The sequence below is a fragment of the Actinoplanes sp. M2I2 genome (assembly GCF_023544445.1).
Classification (GTDB): Bacteria; Actinomycetota; Actinomycetes; order Mycobacteriales; family Micromonosporaceae; genus Actinoplanes.
Genome location: NZ_JALPVJ010000014.1, coordinates 220,897 through 236,332, shown reverse-complemented (window position 1 = coordinate 236,332; position 15,436 = coordinate 220,897). Strand labels below are relative to the sequence as shown.

Sequence of the window (15,436 nt, the reverse complement as noted above, 5' to 3'; positions counted from 1 at the left end):
CCGTCCCGCTCCCGACTCCGCCGGGCCGTCCCGCTCCCGACTCCGCCGGGCCGTCCCGCTCCCGACTCCGCCGGGCCGTCCCGCTCCCGACTCCGCCGGGCCGTCCCGGCTCCCGACTCCGCCGGGCCGGGTCCGGCTACGGGTAAAGCCGGGGAATCCCCCGATGGGTTCTGCGGGCCCGGACGGGCGAGGCTGCGTCCATGACAAGATTGATCGCCGTCGTTGCTCCCGCCTTGATGCTCGTCTACGGTCTCTGCCGGTACGCCGACGGGCTCGACGGCGACCGCGGCAACGGATGGGCGTGGGACGCCGGCCATGTCGCCTTCTTCATCGCCGTGGCCCTCTTCGCCGTCCTGGCCGACCGCCTCCGCCGGGAGCTGCCGAGCCCGCTGACGGTCGTCGCCGAGGCGGTGACCATCGTCGGCGCGGCCGGCATGCTGTGGGTGATCACCGGGGACCTGTTCGACTCGTTCCCGTCCCTCCCCCTCCTTCTCAACGTGCTGGCCTCCGTCCTGTTCGAGGTGGGTCTGCTGGTCCTGCTGGTGCGGCACGCGGTGGCCCGGCGGCTGCCGGCGTGGTCGCCGGTACTGGTGCTGCTGGGCTTCACGTCGATCGCCCTGTCGCTCGATCTGCTGCCGCTGTCCGCCGTCCTGGTCGGCGCCGGTCTGCTCCCGCTGGCCCGGGACGGCCGGCGGTTGCCCGCCGTGGTCGGTGAGCGGCTCGGCTCGTCCTGAGCCGGGCGGAGCTACGGTGGGGCGGGTGTTCACCGACATCGGCGTCTTCCAGGAGAAGCTCGCGACCAGCGGGTTGCCTCCGGTCCGCAGCGGGCGGCACGACCACGGCGAGTTCGAGGCCCGTGTCGTGTCGCGCGATTCGGGCCGCTCAAGCTGGTCGAACTGGTCACGCCGGCGGGCGAGTGCTTCCGGGACGCCCGTTCGGCCCGGCCGGCCGACGAGGCGTGGTGGCAGATCGAGCTGATGATGCGGGGCCGGGCGCTCGTCGAGCAGGGCCGCGGCCCAGCCGACCTCGGGCCGACCGACCTGGTGCTCGTGGACCCGGCCCGGCCGGCCCGGTTCGCCAGCACCGCGTCGGCGCATGTGAGCATCCTGGTGCCCCGGCGGGAGCTGCGGCTGCGGCCCGGCGACGCCGACCGGCTGACCGGCGTACGCATCAAGGGCGACCGCGGTCCCGGGGCCCTGGTGTCCTCGCTGGCGCGCGACCTGGGCCGGTCGCTGAGCGGGTTCCGGGCCGGCGAGGCGCAACGATCCGCGGCCGCCGTGACCGCGCTGATCGCGGTGACGCTCGAGGCCCAGCTGAACGGTGACGTCCGCACCGGTCCCGACGACGCGTTGCGGGACCGGGTCGTCGGCTACATCGAGGCGCGGCTGTCCGACCGCGGGCTGTCCCCGGGGGATGGTCGCCGCGGCCCACCACATCTCCGTCCGCCGCCTCCACAAGCTCTTCGAGGACCAGCCCGAGACGGTCCCGGAGCCCTGATCCGCCGGCGTCGCCTGGAGCGGTGCCGGGCCGATCTGACGCCCGGCCGCACGGTCACGGCCGTCGCCGCCCGCTGGGGATTCCACGACCCGGCGTACTTCAGCCGGGTTTTCAAGGCGGCGTACGGCTACAGCCCGGCAGCGCTGAATTCGGGTAACCGTGCACGCGAAGCCAAGGCTCCCGGGGCCGGTCCCGGCCAGGATGGAGGCTCCTGAAACCCGGAAAGGCGACCATGGACCAGTCGATCGAGACGATGAGCACCATCCCCACCCGGATGTACGAGGCGTGGAACCGGGGTGACGTCGCCGGCTTCTTCGCCGATTTCGCCGAGGACGTCGTCTCCGCGGAGCTCGAGGGCACCATCTACCGCAGCCGGGCCGAGGCGGTGACGGCCCACGAGGAGCTCCACGGCACGGTGATGAAAGGCTCCCAGCGCGCGCCTGGTCTCCCTGCAGACCATGGCCGCCCTGGAGTCCTTCGCCGGCGTCTAGCGCAGAATCAACGCCGCCGGTCCTCGGTCGCCGGCTGAGTGTGCGGCTCGGGATGGGGCGTGAGCTGGGTCTCGAGGCCGTCGAGAAGCCGCTGCAGGCCGTACTCCAGCAGCATGTCCAGGTTGAGCTCGCGGTCGGAGGTGGCCATGAAACGGGCCATCAGCGGGAGCCGGCCGGCGGCCAGCACGGCCGTGAAACGCCGGCGCTGAGTGTCCATCCACTCGGTGTCGGTCATGCCGGTCTCCTGGACGGCCTGGGCCTCGTCCTCCAGGTTGACGGCGGTGCCGCGGACGTAGTTGGCGACGGTCACGGCGGCGCGGAACTGGGTGCTGGGATCGAGGCCGTGGCCCTCCAGGGCTCGCATCGTCCACTCGGTGTGGGCCATCGCGTGCGGGGCCAGCAGCGGGCGGGTGAACGAGACGGCCTGGGCCAGCCAGGTGTGCCGGCGGTACATCGACCACTGCAGGCGGGCCAGCGCCTCGACGCAGGCGCGCCAGCCGTCCCGTGCCGGGTCGAGCCGGGGTGGCGGCGGGTTGGCCGCCATGACCTTGTCCATCATCAGCAGCACGAGCTCCTCCCGGTCGGCCACATGGCGATAGACCGACATCGTCGGGATGCCCAGCTCGCCGGCCAGCCGGCGCATGGACAGGCCGGGCAGGCCCTCGGCGTCGGCGATCGTGATGGCCGTCCGGACGACCAGATCGCGGTCGGGGCCGGTGCCCGGGGATCGGACGCCCCCCGCGACCACCGTGCCGACGCCCGGCCTGGCCCGCACCAGGCCCTCGTCGCGCAGGTGGGCGACCACCTTGGTGGCCGTCGCCATGGCCACGTCGTACTCGGCCATGATCTGGCGGATCGACATGATGCGCTCGCCGGGCGGCGGTTCCCCGGCGGCTATCCGGGCGGCGAGCTCGGCGGCGATCCGGCGGAAGACGGGGACCTTCACGAGCCGAACCTACCCCGTACGGTGGCAGTGCACTAGTGCGCCGGGCTGGAGTGCTCTAGCGAAATCGGGGTGCCAGCACTACCGATTCCTGACGTAGTGCGCTCGTACGGTGTACCCATGACTGATGGGGTAAGCCTCGACTCGCTGTACAAGACCTACGACGGTGGCGTCACCGCGCTCGACGGGGTGACCGCCGCGTTCCCGGCCGGGAGCTTCACCGCGGTGATGGGTCCGTCCGGCTCGGGTAAGAGCACGTTGCTGCAGTGCGCGGCCGGGCTCGACCGTCCGACCGGTGGCCGCGTGTTCATCGACGGCGCCGAGCTCACGGCCACCGACGACACCGCGATGACGAAGTTCCGGCGCACCCGGGTCGGCTTCGTCTTCCAGGACTACAACCTGCTCCCGTCGCTCACGGTGGAGCAGAACGTGGTGCTGCCGCTGCGCCTGGCCGGACGCCGGGCCGATCGCCACCGCGTCCGGGAGGTTCTCGACCGGCTGGGGCTGGGCGACCGGGCGCAGGACCTCCCGGAGCGGCTCTCCGGCGGGCAGCGTCAGCGCGTCGCCGTGGCCCGGGCGCTGGTCACCGAGCCGGCTGTGATCTTCGCCGACGAACCGACCGGCGCGCTCGACCTGCGCAGCGCCCGCGAGGTGCTGACCCTGCTGCGCACGGTGGTGAGCGGGCACGGCCGCACGGTGGTCATGGTGACGCACGATCCGGTCGCCGCCGCGTACGCCGACTCGGTCCTCTTCCTGGCCGATGGCCGGCTGGCCGGGTCGCTGCAGGCGCCCACCGCCGACGCCGCGGCCGAGCGCCTCGCCCACCTCGGCGACCGCGTGGGGGCAGAAGCATGATCGCCGTCGCGCTGCGCAACCTGCGCCACCGTCCCGGCGGCTTCGTCGCCACGTTCCTCTCCGCCTTCCTGGGCGCGGCGCTGCTCATGGCCTTCGCGTCGCTGCTCGACACCGCCTCCGGAGTGGACGCGGCGGCCGGCCACGAGTCGCTGACCACCACGGCGACCGTCGGCGGAGGCTGGTGCCTGATCATCGTCGCGTTCGCGGTGACGTCGACGCTCACCCTGGCCATCCGGCAACGCGACCAGCAGATCGCGCTGCTGCGGTCGGTCGGCGCGACCGGGCCCCAGCTGCGCCGGATGATCGTGGGGGAGGCCGTGGCGGTCGCGCTGGTCGCCTCGGCCGCCGCCGTGCCGGTCGGTCTCGTGCTCGGCCGGGTGCTGGTCGGCCTGCTGCACGACACCGGTCAGGTCGCGACCTCGGTCGGCGCCGCGTTCGGCCCGATCGCGCTGGGCGCCGGTTTCGGGGTCACCCTGCTGGGCTCGCTGGTGGCGGGCGTCGCCGCGGCCCGGCGCGCCGCCGGGCACGGCCGCCGCAAGCAGCGGCCGCGGCTGCGTCGCCTCGGCGCGGCGCTGTTCCTGCTGACCGGGGCCAACTGCGCCGTCCTGACCGCGACGCTGATGTACGGCAAGGGAATCGACGCGATGCAGACCGCCGGCCAGGCCGGCATCTGGGCGTCGATCGGGCTGGCCCTGCTCGCCCCCGAGCTGCTGCGGCTGGTCACGGCCGTGCTGAGCCCTCTGGTACGCCTGTTCGGCGCCCCGGGCGAGCTGGCGTTGCAGGGCCCGCGGCTGTCGTCGGCCGTGATGCCGGTCCTGCTCTTCACCGGCATCGCGACGGGCACGGTCTACATGCAGGGCATCGAGGACCGCGCCGCCGCGGGCACGACCCAGCCCGGCTACGCCCAGGACATCCAGACGCTCAACTACGTGGTGGTCGGCCTGATCACGGTCTTCGTGGCGATCATGCTGGTCAACACGCTGATCGCCGCGACCGCCCACCGGCGCCGCGAGTTCGCCCAGCAGCGCCTGGCCGGCGCCACCCGCGGCCAGGTGACCGCGATGGTGGCCCTCGAAGGACTGCTGATCACGGTGACCGGCGTGCTCGGCGGCCTGGTGGCCGCGCTGTTCACGGTCCTGCCGTTCGGTTCGGCGCGGGCCGGCCGGGTCTGGCCCGACGCGTCCCCGGCCGCCTTCGGCATCGTCGCGGCGATCGCCGTGATGCTCACCGCCACGGCCCTGCTGCGGACCGCCCGGCGGTCGGTGCGGGGCCCGGCCACCGCCGCCGTGCGGAGCTGAAAGCGGTCGACAAGCCGGATCGGCGTCCGTACCGTCACCGGTGTTGATCGTTTCGCGAGGGGAGGACGCCGTGCGCTACCGCACCGCTCTTCTCCTCGTGTCCGGTGGGCCCAGCCTCGGTTGCGCCACCGAGGCTGGTCGTTCCTGACCGCGTCCTGACGACGCGGCCGGGTGGGCGCCGTCCACCTGCGGAACTCTCGAAAGCCCATCAGCCATGCGAAATCTCGGCATCCTCGCGCACGTCGACGCGGGCAAGACCACCCTGACCGAACGCATCCTCTTCCGTACCGGCGCCACCTACAAACGGGGCGAGGTGCACCACGGGACGACGGTCACCGACTTCGATCCTCAGGAGCGTGAACGTGGCATCACCATCTTCGCGGCCGCGGTCGGTTGCGACTGGAACGGCCATCGGCTCAACCTCATCGACACGCCCGGACACGTCGATTTCACCGACGAGGTCGAGCGCTCGTTGCGGGTGCTCGACGGCGCGGTCGTCGTGCTCGACGGCGTCGCCGGGGTCGAGCCGCAGAGCGAGGCGGTCTGGCGGCAGGCCGACCGGTACGGCGTCCCGCGGATCGTGTTCGTCAACAAGCTCGACCGGCCGGGCGCCGACCTCGACGCGGCCGTGCGCTCGCTGCGGGAGCGGCTGGGAGTGACTCCGCTGGTCGCGCAGGTGCCCGTCGAGGGCGGCGTCGTCGACCTGGTCGGCCGGCGCACGCTCACCTGGGTGGACGGCGAGCAGCGGGTCACCCCGGAGTTCGACGGGCCGGCCCGCCGTCGTCTCGAGGAGGCGGTGGCCGAGCTGCACCCGGCGGCGCTGGAAGAGCTGGACGCGATGCCGGACGAGACCCTGCGGGCGGCGATGCGCGACCTGACCGGGGCCGGTACGGCCGTGGTCGTGCTGTGCGGATCGGCCTACCGCGGCATCGGTGTCGAGCCGCTGCTGGACGCGGTGGTCGACTACCTGCCGGCGCCGTCGGGGGATCCGGCGGCTCCGCTCACCGCGCTGGCCTTCAAGGTGCACTCGGGCCGGTCGGGCCGGCTGACGTTCGTCCGGGTCTATGACGGCGCCCTCGCCAAGGGTGACACGGTCTGGGACGCGGGCACGGGACGGACCGAGCGAGTCGGCCGGATCCTGCGGGTGCAGGCCGACCGGCACACCGACGTCGATCGCGCGCAGGCCGGTGACATCGTCGCACTGGCCGGGATCAAGGCGGCCCGGGCCGGCACGACGCTGTCCACCCGGGAGCATCCCGTTCAGCTGGAGGCGCCCCCGACGGCTGAGCCGCTCGTCTCGGTCGCGGTCGAGGGCTGTACGCGGGCCGACGCCCACGGGCTGCCGGGCGCCCTGGCCGCGCTGGTCGAGGAGAACCCGTCGCTGTCGGTGCGCACGGACGACGAGTCCGGGCAGACCCTGCTGTCCGGACTGGGGGAATTGCAAGTGGAGGTGGCAGTGACGAGATTGCGCGAGGCCGGCGTGGCCGTCACGACCGGCCGGCCCCAGGTGTCCTACCGCGAGACCGTGGCGCGCGGCGTGACCGGTCTGATCCACCGGCACGTCAAGCAGGACGGCGGGGCGGGTCAGTTCGCGCACGTCGTGCTCGAGGTGGCGCCGCTCGACGGCACCGGGTTCGCGTTCGCGTCCACGGTGACCGGCGGGCGCGTCCCGGCCGAGTACGTCCGCGCGGTCGAGGCCGGCTGCCGGGAGGCGCTGGCCCACGGTCCGCTCGGCGGTCACCCGGTCGTCGGCCTGCGGGTGGTGCTCACCGACGGAGCCACCCACGTGAAGGACTCCTCGGAGATGGCGTTCCGCACGGCCGGCCGCAACGGTTTGCGGGCGGCACTCGAAGCGTGCGAGCTGGCTCTGCTGGAACCGGTCGCCGACGTGATCGTCCACGCCCCGGCCGAGACGCTCGGCGGGGTGCTGGGCGATCTCGCGTCCCGTCGCGGCCGGATCACCGGCTCCACCGGCGAGTCGGTCACGGCCCTGGTGCCGCTGGGCGAGCTCTTCGGGTACGCCACCGACCTGCGCAGCCGTACGCGGGGACGCGGCACGTTCGCCACCCGGCCGGCCGGCTACCGCCCGGTCTGAGTTCCACGGCCGGCGGTGCGAAAGGCGCCGCCGGCCTCAGGCCACGGCCTCGCGCAGCTCGTTCAGGGCCCGCCGCATCAGATCGGGGAAGTCGGCGGCCGGGGTGGCCAGCCACTCGGCGACGGCGACGGTGAAGACGGCCAGGCCGGCCTGGGCGGCGAAGCCGGCCGTGCGGGGCGGTACACCGCGGCGGCCCAGGGCCTCGACCATGGCCGCGGTCAGCTCGGCGGTCTTGTTGAGGTCGCGCTCGCGCAGCTCGGGGGTCGCGACGAGGACGTCGAGCCGGGTCTGGGCGTCCTCGGCCGACGTCACGGTGGACAGATCCAGCCCGCAGCGGGTCAGGGCGAGCACCGTCGCGTCGATCGCGCTGAGCCGCGGGTCGGCCGAGGCCAGGTGGGCCAGCACGCTCTCCTCGAAGAACTGCGCGTTGGCGAAGAACACCTCGCGCTTGTCGGCGAAGTGGTTGAAGAACGAGCGCTTGGACAGCCCGGCCCGGTCGGCGATCTCGGCCACCGTGACCTCGGCATAGCCGCGCTCGCGGAACAGGCTCATGGCCGCCTGCTGCAGGCGGCCGCGCGCGTCCGGTTCCCAGCGGGCCATGACCGGGAATCTACCGCGTTTGCACCGGGTGCAATCACGTGGCAGGCTGGTGATTGCACCTAGTGCAGTCATGAGGAGTGTGCAGCATGCCCCCGACCGCCCAGCCCACCAACACCGCCGCTTGGATCCGGACCCGCAACGGAGCCTTCGAAGTGGGGCCGGCGCCCTGCACGCCGCCCGGCCCCGACCAGATCGTCGTGCGCAACCACGCCGTCGCCGTCAACCCGCTGGACTGGGTGATCCAGGTGGCCGGCCGGGTCGCCTACTCGTGGCTCACGTACCCGGCCGTGGTCGGCGCCGACCTGGCCGGCGAGGTGGTCGAGACCGGTTCGGCGGTCACCCGGTTCCGCGCCGGCGACCGGGTGCTGGCGCTGGCCGTCGGCACCGACCGCGACGTCGACAGCCCCGCCCAGGGCGCGTTCCAGCAGTACACGGTCGTACCGGAAGTGCTCGCCGCGCCCATCCCGGCGAGCCTGTCCTACCGGGACGCGGCCGTGCTGCCGCTCGGGTTGTCCACCGCCGCCTGTTCGCTGTTCCAGACCACCCACCTCGGGCTGCGGCTCCCGGTCGCCGGCGCGCCGCCGGCCGGGGCGACCGTGCTGATCTGGGGCGGCTCCACCAGCGTGGGCGTCAACGCGATCCAGCTGGCCGTGGCGGCCGGCTACGACGTGATCACGACGGCGTCGCCCCGCAACGCCGGCCTGCTCACCGACCTGGGCGCGAGCCGGGTCTGCGACTACCGCAGCCCGACGGTCGAGGCCGACATCATCGAGACCCTGAGCGACCGTACGCCGGCCGGCGCGGTCGCGATCGGCCTGGGCGCGGCCCCCGCCTGCATCCGGATCGCCGGCGCCTCGCGCGGCAACCGGTTCGTCTCCGTCGCCACGGCGCCGGTCACGTTCGAGAACGGGTTCTCGCTGCCGCGCACCCTGACCGGGATGGTCGGCGGGGTCCTGCGCTGGCAGCTGGCCGCCCGGCGCCGCGGGGTCCGGATGAAGTTCGTCTTCGGGTCGGACGTCAAGAAGAACGACGTCGGCCCCGCGATCTTCCGCGACTTCCTGCCGGCCGCGCTGGCCGAGGGCCGCTACCGGCCGCTGCCGCGAGCCTCGGTCGTCGGCACGTCACTGGCCGGCCTGCAGAAGGCCCTGGACCAGCAGCGCCGCGGCGTCTCGGCGACCAAGCTGGTCGTCGAACTCTGAGGGAACCGACCCCGATCGCGCTCGTCACGGATCGAGGCAGCGCGGTGACGTAGGCGCCGCGGTACAAGCAAGGCCGGTCTGATCCTCCTACGATTCCGCCGTGATCAGGACGACGGCCGGCCGGCGGGCGTGAGCGGTCAGACGCCCCGGGTGGCCAGCAGCTCCAGGGTGTCGATGACCCGGTTGGAGAAGCCCCACTCGTTGTCGTACCAGGCGACGACCTTGACGTGGCGGCCGTCGACCCGGGTGAGGGCCGAGTCGAAGACGGCCGACGCCGGGTTGCCGACGATGTCGGCCGAGACCAGCGGGTCCTCGGAGTACTCGAGGATGCCGGCCAGCGGCCCGTCGGCGGCCACGCGGTAGGCCGTCAGGACCTCGTCGCGGGTGACGTCGCGGGCGACCGTGGTGTTGAGCTCGACGATCGAGCCGACCGGGACGGGCACGCGGATCGAGTCGCCGGAGAGCTTGCCGGCGAGCTGGGGCAGGACCAGGCCGATCGCCTTGGCCGCGCCCGTGGTGGTGGGGACGATGTTGACGGCCGCGGCCCGGGCCCGGCGCGGGTCGCGGTGCGGGCCGTCCTGCAGGTTCTGCTCCTGGGTGTAGGCGTGGACCGTCGTCATGAAGCCGTGCTCGATGCCGGCCAGCTCGTCCAGCACCGACGCGAGCGGGGCCAGGGCGTTGGTCGTACAGGAGGCGTTCGAGACGATCGTGTGGGTGGCGGGGTCGTACGCGGACGTGTTGATGCCGGGCGCGAGCGTGACGTCGGCGCCGTCCGAGGGGGCTCCGACCAGGACCTTGCGCGCGCCGGCGTCGAGGTGGGCGCGGGCGGCCGCGGCCGAGGCGAAGCGGCCGGTCGCCTCGAGCACGATGTCGATCTCCAGCGCGGCCCAGGGCAGCGCGGCCGGCTCCCGTTCGGACAGCACCTCGATGCGGCGCCCGTCGACGACCAGGGTGGAGCCGTCGGCGGTGACCGGGCGGCCCAGCCGTCCGGCCGTGGTGTCGAAGGCCAGCAGGCGGGCCAGGGCGGCCGGCTCGGTGAGATCGTTGACGGCGACGACCTCGAGCTTGCTGTCCCGCTCGAGCAGCGCCCGCAGCACGTTGCGTCCGATGCGGCCGAATCCGTTGATGGCGATGCGAGTCATGGCTCAACCCTCGCGGGCGCCCTGCGGCGCGAACAGTGGCGCCGGCGCCACCGTTCGCAAGGATCACGCCACTCGCCACGTCCGGCCACTCGGGAGGTCACGCCACGAAGGTGCGGCGGTACTGGCTCGGTGTCGTGCCCAGGACGCGCTGGAAGTGCAGGCGCAGGTTGGCTCCGGTGCCCAGCCCGACGCGCACGGCGATCTGCTCCACCGACAGCTGCGAGAGCTCCAGCAGCTCGCGGGCCCGGTCGATGCGGGCCCGCATGACCCACTGCATCGGCGGGTGGCCGGTGTCGTCGGCGAACCGTCGGGAGAAGGTCCGCGGCGACACGGCCGCGTGCCGGGCCAGCGTCTCCAGCGAGAGCGGCTTGTCCAACCGGTGCAGCGCCCATTCCCGGGTCGCGGCGAAGCGCTCGCCGAGCGGTTCGGGCACGCTGCGGGGCACGTACTGGGCCTGGCCGCCGCTGCGGTAGGGCGCCGCGACCAGCCGCCGGGCCGCGTGGTTGGACGCGGCCACCCCGAGGTCGCCGCGCAGCAGGTGCAGGCACAGGTCGATGCCCGAGGCGGCGCCGGCCGACGTGAGCACGCTGCCCTCGTCGACGAAGAGCACGTTCTCGTCGACGCGCACGCCCGGGTGCTTGTGCGCCAGCTGCCGGGTGTAGTGCCAGTGCGTCGTGGCCCGTTTCCCGTCGAGCAACCCGGTCGCGGCCAGCGCGAACGCCCCGGTCGAGATGGCCGCCAGCCGGGCTCCCCGGTCGTGCGCGGCGACCAGCGCGTCCAGGACAGCCCCGGGCGGGTCCTCGCGGTCCGGGAAGCGATAGCCCGGGAGGAACACGACATCGGCCCACGCGAGGGCGTCGAGCCCGTCGGCCACGTGGTAGGACAGGCCGTCCCCGCCGGTGATCAGCCCGGGCGCGGCGCCGCAGACCCTTACCTCGTACGGCATGCTCGCGCGCGTCGTGAAGACCTGGGCCGGGATGCCGACGTCGAGCGGCTTCGCGCCTTCCAGCACGAGCGCGGCGACGCGGTGCAGGCGGGGGAGCGGCGTCACCCGGTTCACGATAGAGCCGGTCGACACATCGCTGGCTTCGGCCCGGCCGGACTGGCACCGTGACAGCATGAGAACGCCCTCGCTGGCCCAGGCCGAGTGGCTCGACTCCCGGCCGCTCGGCCCCGACGACCTGCACGGTCACGTCGTCCTCTACGACTTCTGGACGCTCACCTGCGTCAACTGGCTGCGCACGGCGCCCTATCGCCTCGCGTGGTGGAACGCGTACCGCCGGGACGGGCTGATCGTCGTCGGCGTGCACACGCCCGAATTCGCCTTCGAGCACGACCCGGCCCTCGTGCGCCGGGCGGTGGCCGAGCGCGGCATCGACTACCCGGTCGTCATCGACAACGACTACGCGGTCTGGACGGCTTTCGACAACCACTTCTGGCCGGCGCTGTACCTGGCCGACGAGGAAGGCACGATCCGCGACCACCATTTCGGCGAGGGGGAGTACGAGAAGTCGGAACGCTCGATCCAGCGCCTGCTCGACGTCCGCCGCCCGCTGAGCCGGGTCGAGCCGGCCGGCGTCGAGGCCGAGGCCGACTGGTCCCAGCTGCGCACCCCGGAGACCTATCTCGGGTACGCCCGGGGCGAGCACTTCGCGGCGGCCGGCGACGCCGGGTACGGCCGCCGGCACACCTACACGTACGCGAACTACCTGCACTTCAATCACTGGGCCCTGGACGGCGAGTGGACGGTCGGCAGCGAGCACGCCGACCTGGCCGGGCCGGACGGCGGCATCGCCTTCCGCTTCCAGGCCCGCGACGCCAACCTGGTGCTCGACCGGTCCGGCGGCGGGCCGATCCCGTTCCGCGTCACGCTGGACGGCCAGGCCCCGGGCGACGCCGCCGGTCTCGACGTCGGAGCCGACGGCGCCGGAGTGCTCGACGAGGGCCGGATGTATCAGCTCGTCCGCCAGCCCGGCCCGGTCGAGGAACGGTTCCTCGAGATCACGTTCGCAGCGCCGGGTGCCCGGGCGTACGTCTTCACCTTCGGATAGGCGCGGCGTCTCAGCCTTTGTCCTCGCCGCGGCGCTGCCGCTCGTCGGAGTCGCGGCGGGTCGCCTCGGCGTCGAAGGGGGTGCCGCCGGGCTGGTCGGCCGCGTCGGGCGCCCGGATCTCGTCCGGTTCGGGTACGCGGACATTCCGGGCCCCAGAGCGCGGGTCGGGCTGGTAGCCGCGGGCGGCCTCGCTGCCGGTCGCCCCGCCGGGCGTCGCCACGTCGGAGCCGTCCGGCCCGCCGTCGGAGCGCAGCTCCGATGCGACCGACTGCGCCACCCGGCTGTCCCCCGTGCGCAGCTCGCGACCCAGGTCGGACACCTCGTCGCCGTACTTGGCGTCGAAGGCCGGCCGCTCGGACCGGATCCGCGGCATCTTGTCGAAGTTGCGCAGCGGCGGCGGGCACGAGGTGGCCCACTCCAGCGAGTTGCCGTAGCCCCACGGGTCGTCCACGGTCACGACCTGGCCGACCTTGTACGACTTCCAGACGTTGTAGAGGAACGGCAGCATGGAGGCCCCGAGCACGAACGAGCCGATGCTGGAGATCGTGTGCAGCTCGGTGAAGCCGTCGGAGGGCAGATAGTCGGCGTAGCGGCGCGGCATGCCCTCGGCCCCCAGCCAGTGCTGCACCAGGAACGTGGTGTGGAAGCCGACGAACGTCAGCCAGAAGTGCACCTTGCCCAGCCGGTCGTCGAGCATCCGGCCGGTCATCTTCGGGAACCAGAAGTACAGTCCGGCGAAGACCGCGAAGACGATCGTGCCGAACAACACGTAGTGGAAGTGCGCCACGACGAAGTAGCTGTCGTGCACGTGGAAGTCGATCGGCGGCGAGGCGAGCAGCACGCCCGACAGCCCGCCGAACAGGAACGTCACCAGGAAGCCGATGGCGAACAGCATCGGCGTCTCCAGCGAGATCTGCCCGCGCCACATCGTGCCGATCCAGACGAAGAACTTCATGCCCGTCGGTACGGCGATGAGGAAGCTCAGGAAGCTGAAGAACGGCAGCAGGACCTGGCCGGTGGCGAACATGTGGTGGGCCCAGACGCTCATCGACAGGCCGGCGATCAGCAACGTCGCCGCGACCAGGCCCTTGTAGCCGAACACCGGCTTGCGGCTGAACACCGGGATGACCTCGGTGATGATGCCGAAGAACGGCAGCGCCACCACGTAGACCTCGGGGTGGCCGAAGAACCAGAACAGGTGCTGCCACAGCATCGGCCCGCCGGTGTTCACGTCGAAGACGTGCGCCCCGAGCACGCGGTCGGCGGCCAGGGCGAACAGCGCGGCGGCCAGGAACGGGAAGACCATCACGACCAGCAGACTGGTGATCAGGATGTTCCACGTCATGATCGGCATGCGGAACATCGTCATGCCCGGCGCCCGCAGGGTCAGGATCGTGGTGATCATGTTGACCCCGCCGAGGATCGTGCCGAGACCCGACAGGGCCAGGCCGACGACCCACATGTTGCCGCCGACGCCGGGGGAGTGGACCTCGTCGCTGAGCGGGGTGTACGCCGTCCAGCCGAAGTCCGCGGCGCCGCCCGGGGTGGCGAACGACCCGATGGCGATCAGGCCGCCGAACAGGAACAGCCAGTACGCGAACGAGTTCAGCCGCGGGAAGGCCACGTCGGGCGCGCCGATCTGGATCGGCACGATGTAGTTGGCGAAGGCGAACACGATCGGCGTCGCGAAGAACAGCAGCATGATCGTGCCGTGCATCGTGAACAGCTGGTTGTACTGCTCCGGGGAGAGGAACTGCAGGCCGGGCCGGGCCAGCTCGCCCCGGATCAGCAGCGCCATCACCCCGCCGATGATGAAGAACACGAACGCCGTGACCATGTACATGAGGCCGATCTGCTTCGCGTCGGTCGTGCGCAGCAGCCGGGCCAGCGCGGATCCCTTGACCTGGCGCCGCACCGGGGCGGGCCGGGTCACCACGGGGCGTGGGGTAACGGCAGTCACGGCGGCTCCTCAAGCGGCGGAATCGATGGCACGGGAAGTCGGTCGTACGGGAAATCGGCGCTGCCTACCCGGCGGGCCCGGTGATTAACGCCGGACCCGGGATCGATCAGGATCGGTGTTCCAGCGGCCGGTGAGCGGGTACCTGCACCTGCGGCAGGTTGAGCAGCGAAGGGAAACGCAGTGACAGAGCGTCGGATCGCCGTGATCACCGGAGGAACCGCCGGGGTCGGCCGGGCCGTGGTGCGGGAGCTGGCCGGAAACGGCTGGGACGTGGCGGTGCTGGCCCGGGGCCAGGCCGGGCTGGACGGGGCGGTCGCGGATGCCGAGAAGGCCGGCGCGCGGGCCCTGGGCATCCCGACCGACGTGGCCGACGCCGAGCAGGTGCGCCAGGCCGCCCTCCGGGTGGAGCAGGACCTGGGGCCGATCGACCTCTGGGTGAACGACGCCTTCTCGGGCGACCTGCGCTACTTCTGGGACATCCCGGAGGACGAATATCGCAAGATCACCGACGTCACCTATCTCGGCCAGGTGCACGGCACCCGCGCCGCGCTGGAGCACATGCGGCCCCGCGACCGCGGGGTGATCGTGCAGGTCGGCAGTGCGCTGGCCTTCCGCGGCATCCCGTTGCAGTCGGCCTACTGCGGTGCCAAGCACGCCGTGAAGGGCTTCACCGACAGCGTGATCGCCGAGCTCAAGCACACCGGCAGCGCCGTCCGGGTGTGCTCGGTGCAGCTGCCGGGGATCAACACGGTGCAGTTCGACTGGAACGCCACCGAGTTCGCGGACCACCCGCAGCCGGTCGAGCCGATTTTCCAGCCCGAGATCGCCGCCCGCGCGGTGCGCTTCCTGGCCGAGAACCCGCGCCGCAACCTGTGGGTCGGGATCTCCACCGCCTACACCATCCTGGGCAGCCGGCTGGCCCCCTCGTTCATGGACTGGTATCTGGCCCGCAAGGTGGTCGACGGCCAGCTCAGCGAGGATGCCGGCCCCCGGTACGGCAGCAACGTCTTCGAGCCGAAGGACGACGACACCGACCGCGGCGCCCACGGCATGTTCGACGACAAGGCCAAGTCCCGGGATCTGTGGTCATGGTCGTCGATGCACCGTGCCGGCCTGGCCGGCGCTGCCGTGGCCGTCCTCGTGGGCGCCGGCGCGATCCTGGGTCGCCGCCGCGGTTGACGCCTCCCGCGTACGGGTGCCGGAGAGACCGGGATGGCGGTCGCGGTCTCCCCGGCATGAAGGACCCGCGCCCTGGCCACCGAACCGGTGGGCGGAGCGCGGGCCCTGTGGGAGGGTTCGTTTCCC

14 protein-coding genes are annotated in these 15,436 nt (G+C 72.6%); 9 read left to right on the top strand and 5 right to left on the bottom strand.

What is annotated here, in order from left to right; all coding sequences use genetic code 11:
* Positions 1 to 200: 200 nt before the first annotated feature.
* The 3 genes from HJC40_RS28450 to HJC40_RS28435 all read left to right on the top strand — a co-directional run bounded on the left by HJC40_RS28450 (position 201) and on the right by HJC40_RS28435 (position 2,026).
* Positions 201 to 734: a hypothetical protein gene (locus tag HJC40_RS28450; protein ID WP_250005650.1), complete on the top strand. Its 534-nt coding sequence runs from the start codon at positions 201 to 203 to the stop codon at positions 732 to 734.
* Positions 735 to 887: 153 nt separating this feature from the next.
* A complete protein-coding gene (locus HJC40_RS46695) occupies positions 888 to 1,712 on the top strand; it encodes a helix-turn-helix domain-containing protein (protein WP_374272964.1) in 825 nt (274 codons plus the stop codon).
* A 17-nt stretch (positions 1,713 to 1,729) separates the two neighbouring features.
* Positions 1,730 to 2,026, top strand: a complete 297-nt coding sequence (locus tag HJC40_RS28435; protein ID WP_250005648.1) for a hypothetical protein — start codon at positions 1,730 to 1,732, stop codon at positions 2,024 to 2,026.
* Here HJC40_RS28435 and HJC40_RS46275 read toward each other — a convergent pair.
* Positions 1,996 to 2,934, bottom strand: coding sequence for a TetR/AcrR family transcriptional regulator C-terminal domain-containing protein (locus tag HJC40_RS46275; protein ID WP_250005646.1), 939 nt, complete (start codon positions 2,932 to 2,934; stop codon positions 1,996 to 1,998). The genes HJC40_RS28435 and HJC40_RS46275 overlap by 31 nt on opposite strands.
* A gap of 117 nt (positions 2,935 to 3,051) precedes the next feature.
* On the opposite strand from HJC40_RS46275, the gene HJC40_RS28425 reads away from it, so the two are divergent.
* The 3 genes from HJC40_RS28425 to HJC40_RS28415 all read left to right on the top strand — a co-directional run bounded on the left by HJC40_RS28425 (position 3,052) and on the right by HJC40_RS28415 (position 7,179).
* Complete coding sequence (locus HJC40_RS28425) at positions 3,052 to 3,786, top strand: ABC transporter ATP-binding protein (RefSeq protein ID WP_250005644.1); 735 nt, start codon at positions 3,052 to 3,054, stop codon at positions 3,784 to 3,786.
* Entirely contained in the window at positions 3,783 to 5,084 is a 1,302-nt protein-coding gene (locus HJC40_RS28420) for an FtsX-like permease family protein (protein WP_250005642.1), read from the top strand. The genes HJC40_RS28425 and HJC40_RS28420 overlap by 4 nt, the downstream gene beginning before the upstream one ends.
* A 214-nt stretch (positions 5,085 to 5,298) precedes the next feature.
* A complete protein-coding gene (locus tag HJC40_RS28415; RefSeq protein WP_250005640.1) occupies positions 5,299 to 7,179 on the top strand; it encodes a translation factor GTPase family protein in 1,881 nt (626 codons plus the stop codon).
* A 36-nt stretch (positions 7,180 to 7,215) separates the two neighbouring features.
* Here HJC40_RS28415 and HJC40_RS28410 read toward each other — a convergent pair whose 3' ends face one another.
* Positions 7,216 to 7,779, bottom strand: coding sequence for a TetR/AcrR family transcriptional regulator (locus HJC40_RS28410; RefSeq protein WP_250005639.1), 564 nt, complete (start codon positions 7,777 to 7,779; stop codon positions 7,216 to 7,218).
* An 86-nt stretch (positions 7,780 to 7,865) separates the two neighbouring features.
* Between HJC40_RS28410 and HJC40_RS28405 the strand changes: the two genes are divergently transcribed.
* Positions 7,866 to 8,978, top strand: coding sequence for a zinc-binding alcohol dehydrogenase family protein (locus tag HJC40_RS28405; RefSeq protein ID WP_250005638.1), 1,113 nt, complete (start codon positions 7,866 to 7,868; stop codon positions 8,976 to 8,978).
* 137 nt (positions 8,979 to 9,115) lie between these two features.
* Here HJC40_RS28405 and gap read toward each other — a convergent pair whose 3' ends face one another.
* Complete coding sequence (gap, locus tag HJC40_RS28400; RefSeq protein WP_250005637.1) at positions 9,116 to 10,120, bottom strand: type I glyceraldehyde-3-phosphate dehydrogenase; 1,005 nt, start codon at positions 10,118 to 10,120, stop codon at positions 9,116 to 9,118.
* A gap of 97 nt (positions 10,121 to 10,217) precedes the next feature.
* Positions 10,218 to 11,171, bottom strand: a complete 954-nt coding sequence (locus HJC40_RS28395; RefSeq protein ID WP_250005636.1) for a GlxA family transcriptional regulator — start codon at positions 11,169 to 11,171, stop codon at positions 10,218 to 10,220.
* Positions 11,172 to 11,238: 67 nt separating this feature from the next.
* On the opposite strand from HJC40_RS28395, the gene HJC40_RS28390 reads away from it, so the two are divergent.
* Positions 11,239 to 12,171, top strand: coding sequence for a thioredoxin (locus HJC40_RS28390; RefSeq protein ID WP_250005635.1), 933 nt, complete (start codon positions 11,239 to 11,241; stop codon positions 12,169 to 12,171).
* Between the two features lie 10 nt (positions 12,172 to 12,181).
* On the opposite strand, the gene ctaD is transcribed toward HJC40_RS28390, so the two are convergent.
* Complete coding sequence (gene ctaD / locus HJC40_RS28385; RefSeq protein ID WP_250005634.1) at positions 12,182 to 14,131, bottom strand: cytochrome c oxidase subunit I; 1,950 nt, start codon at positions 14,129 to 14,131, stop codon at positions 12,182 to 12,184.
* Positions 14,132 to 14,311: 180 nt separating this feature from the next.
* Between ctaD and HJC40_RS28380 the strand changes: the two genes are divergently transcribed.
* Positions 14,312 to 15,310 (top strand): SDR family oxidoreductase, encoded by a 999-nt coding sequence (locus HJC40_RS28380; protein ID WP_250005633.1) that lies wholly within the window; start codon positions 14,312 to 14,314, stop codon positions 15,308 to 15,310.
* Positions 15,311 to 15,436 lie beyond the last annotated feature (126 nt).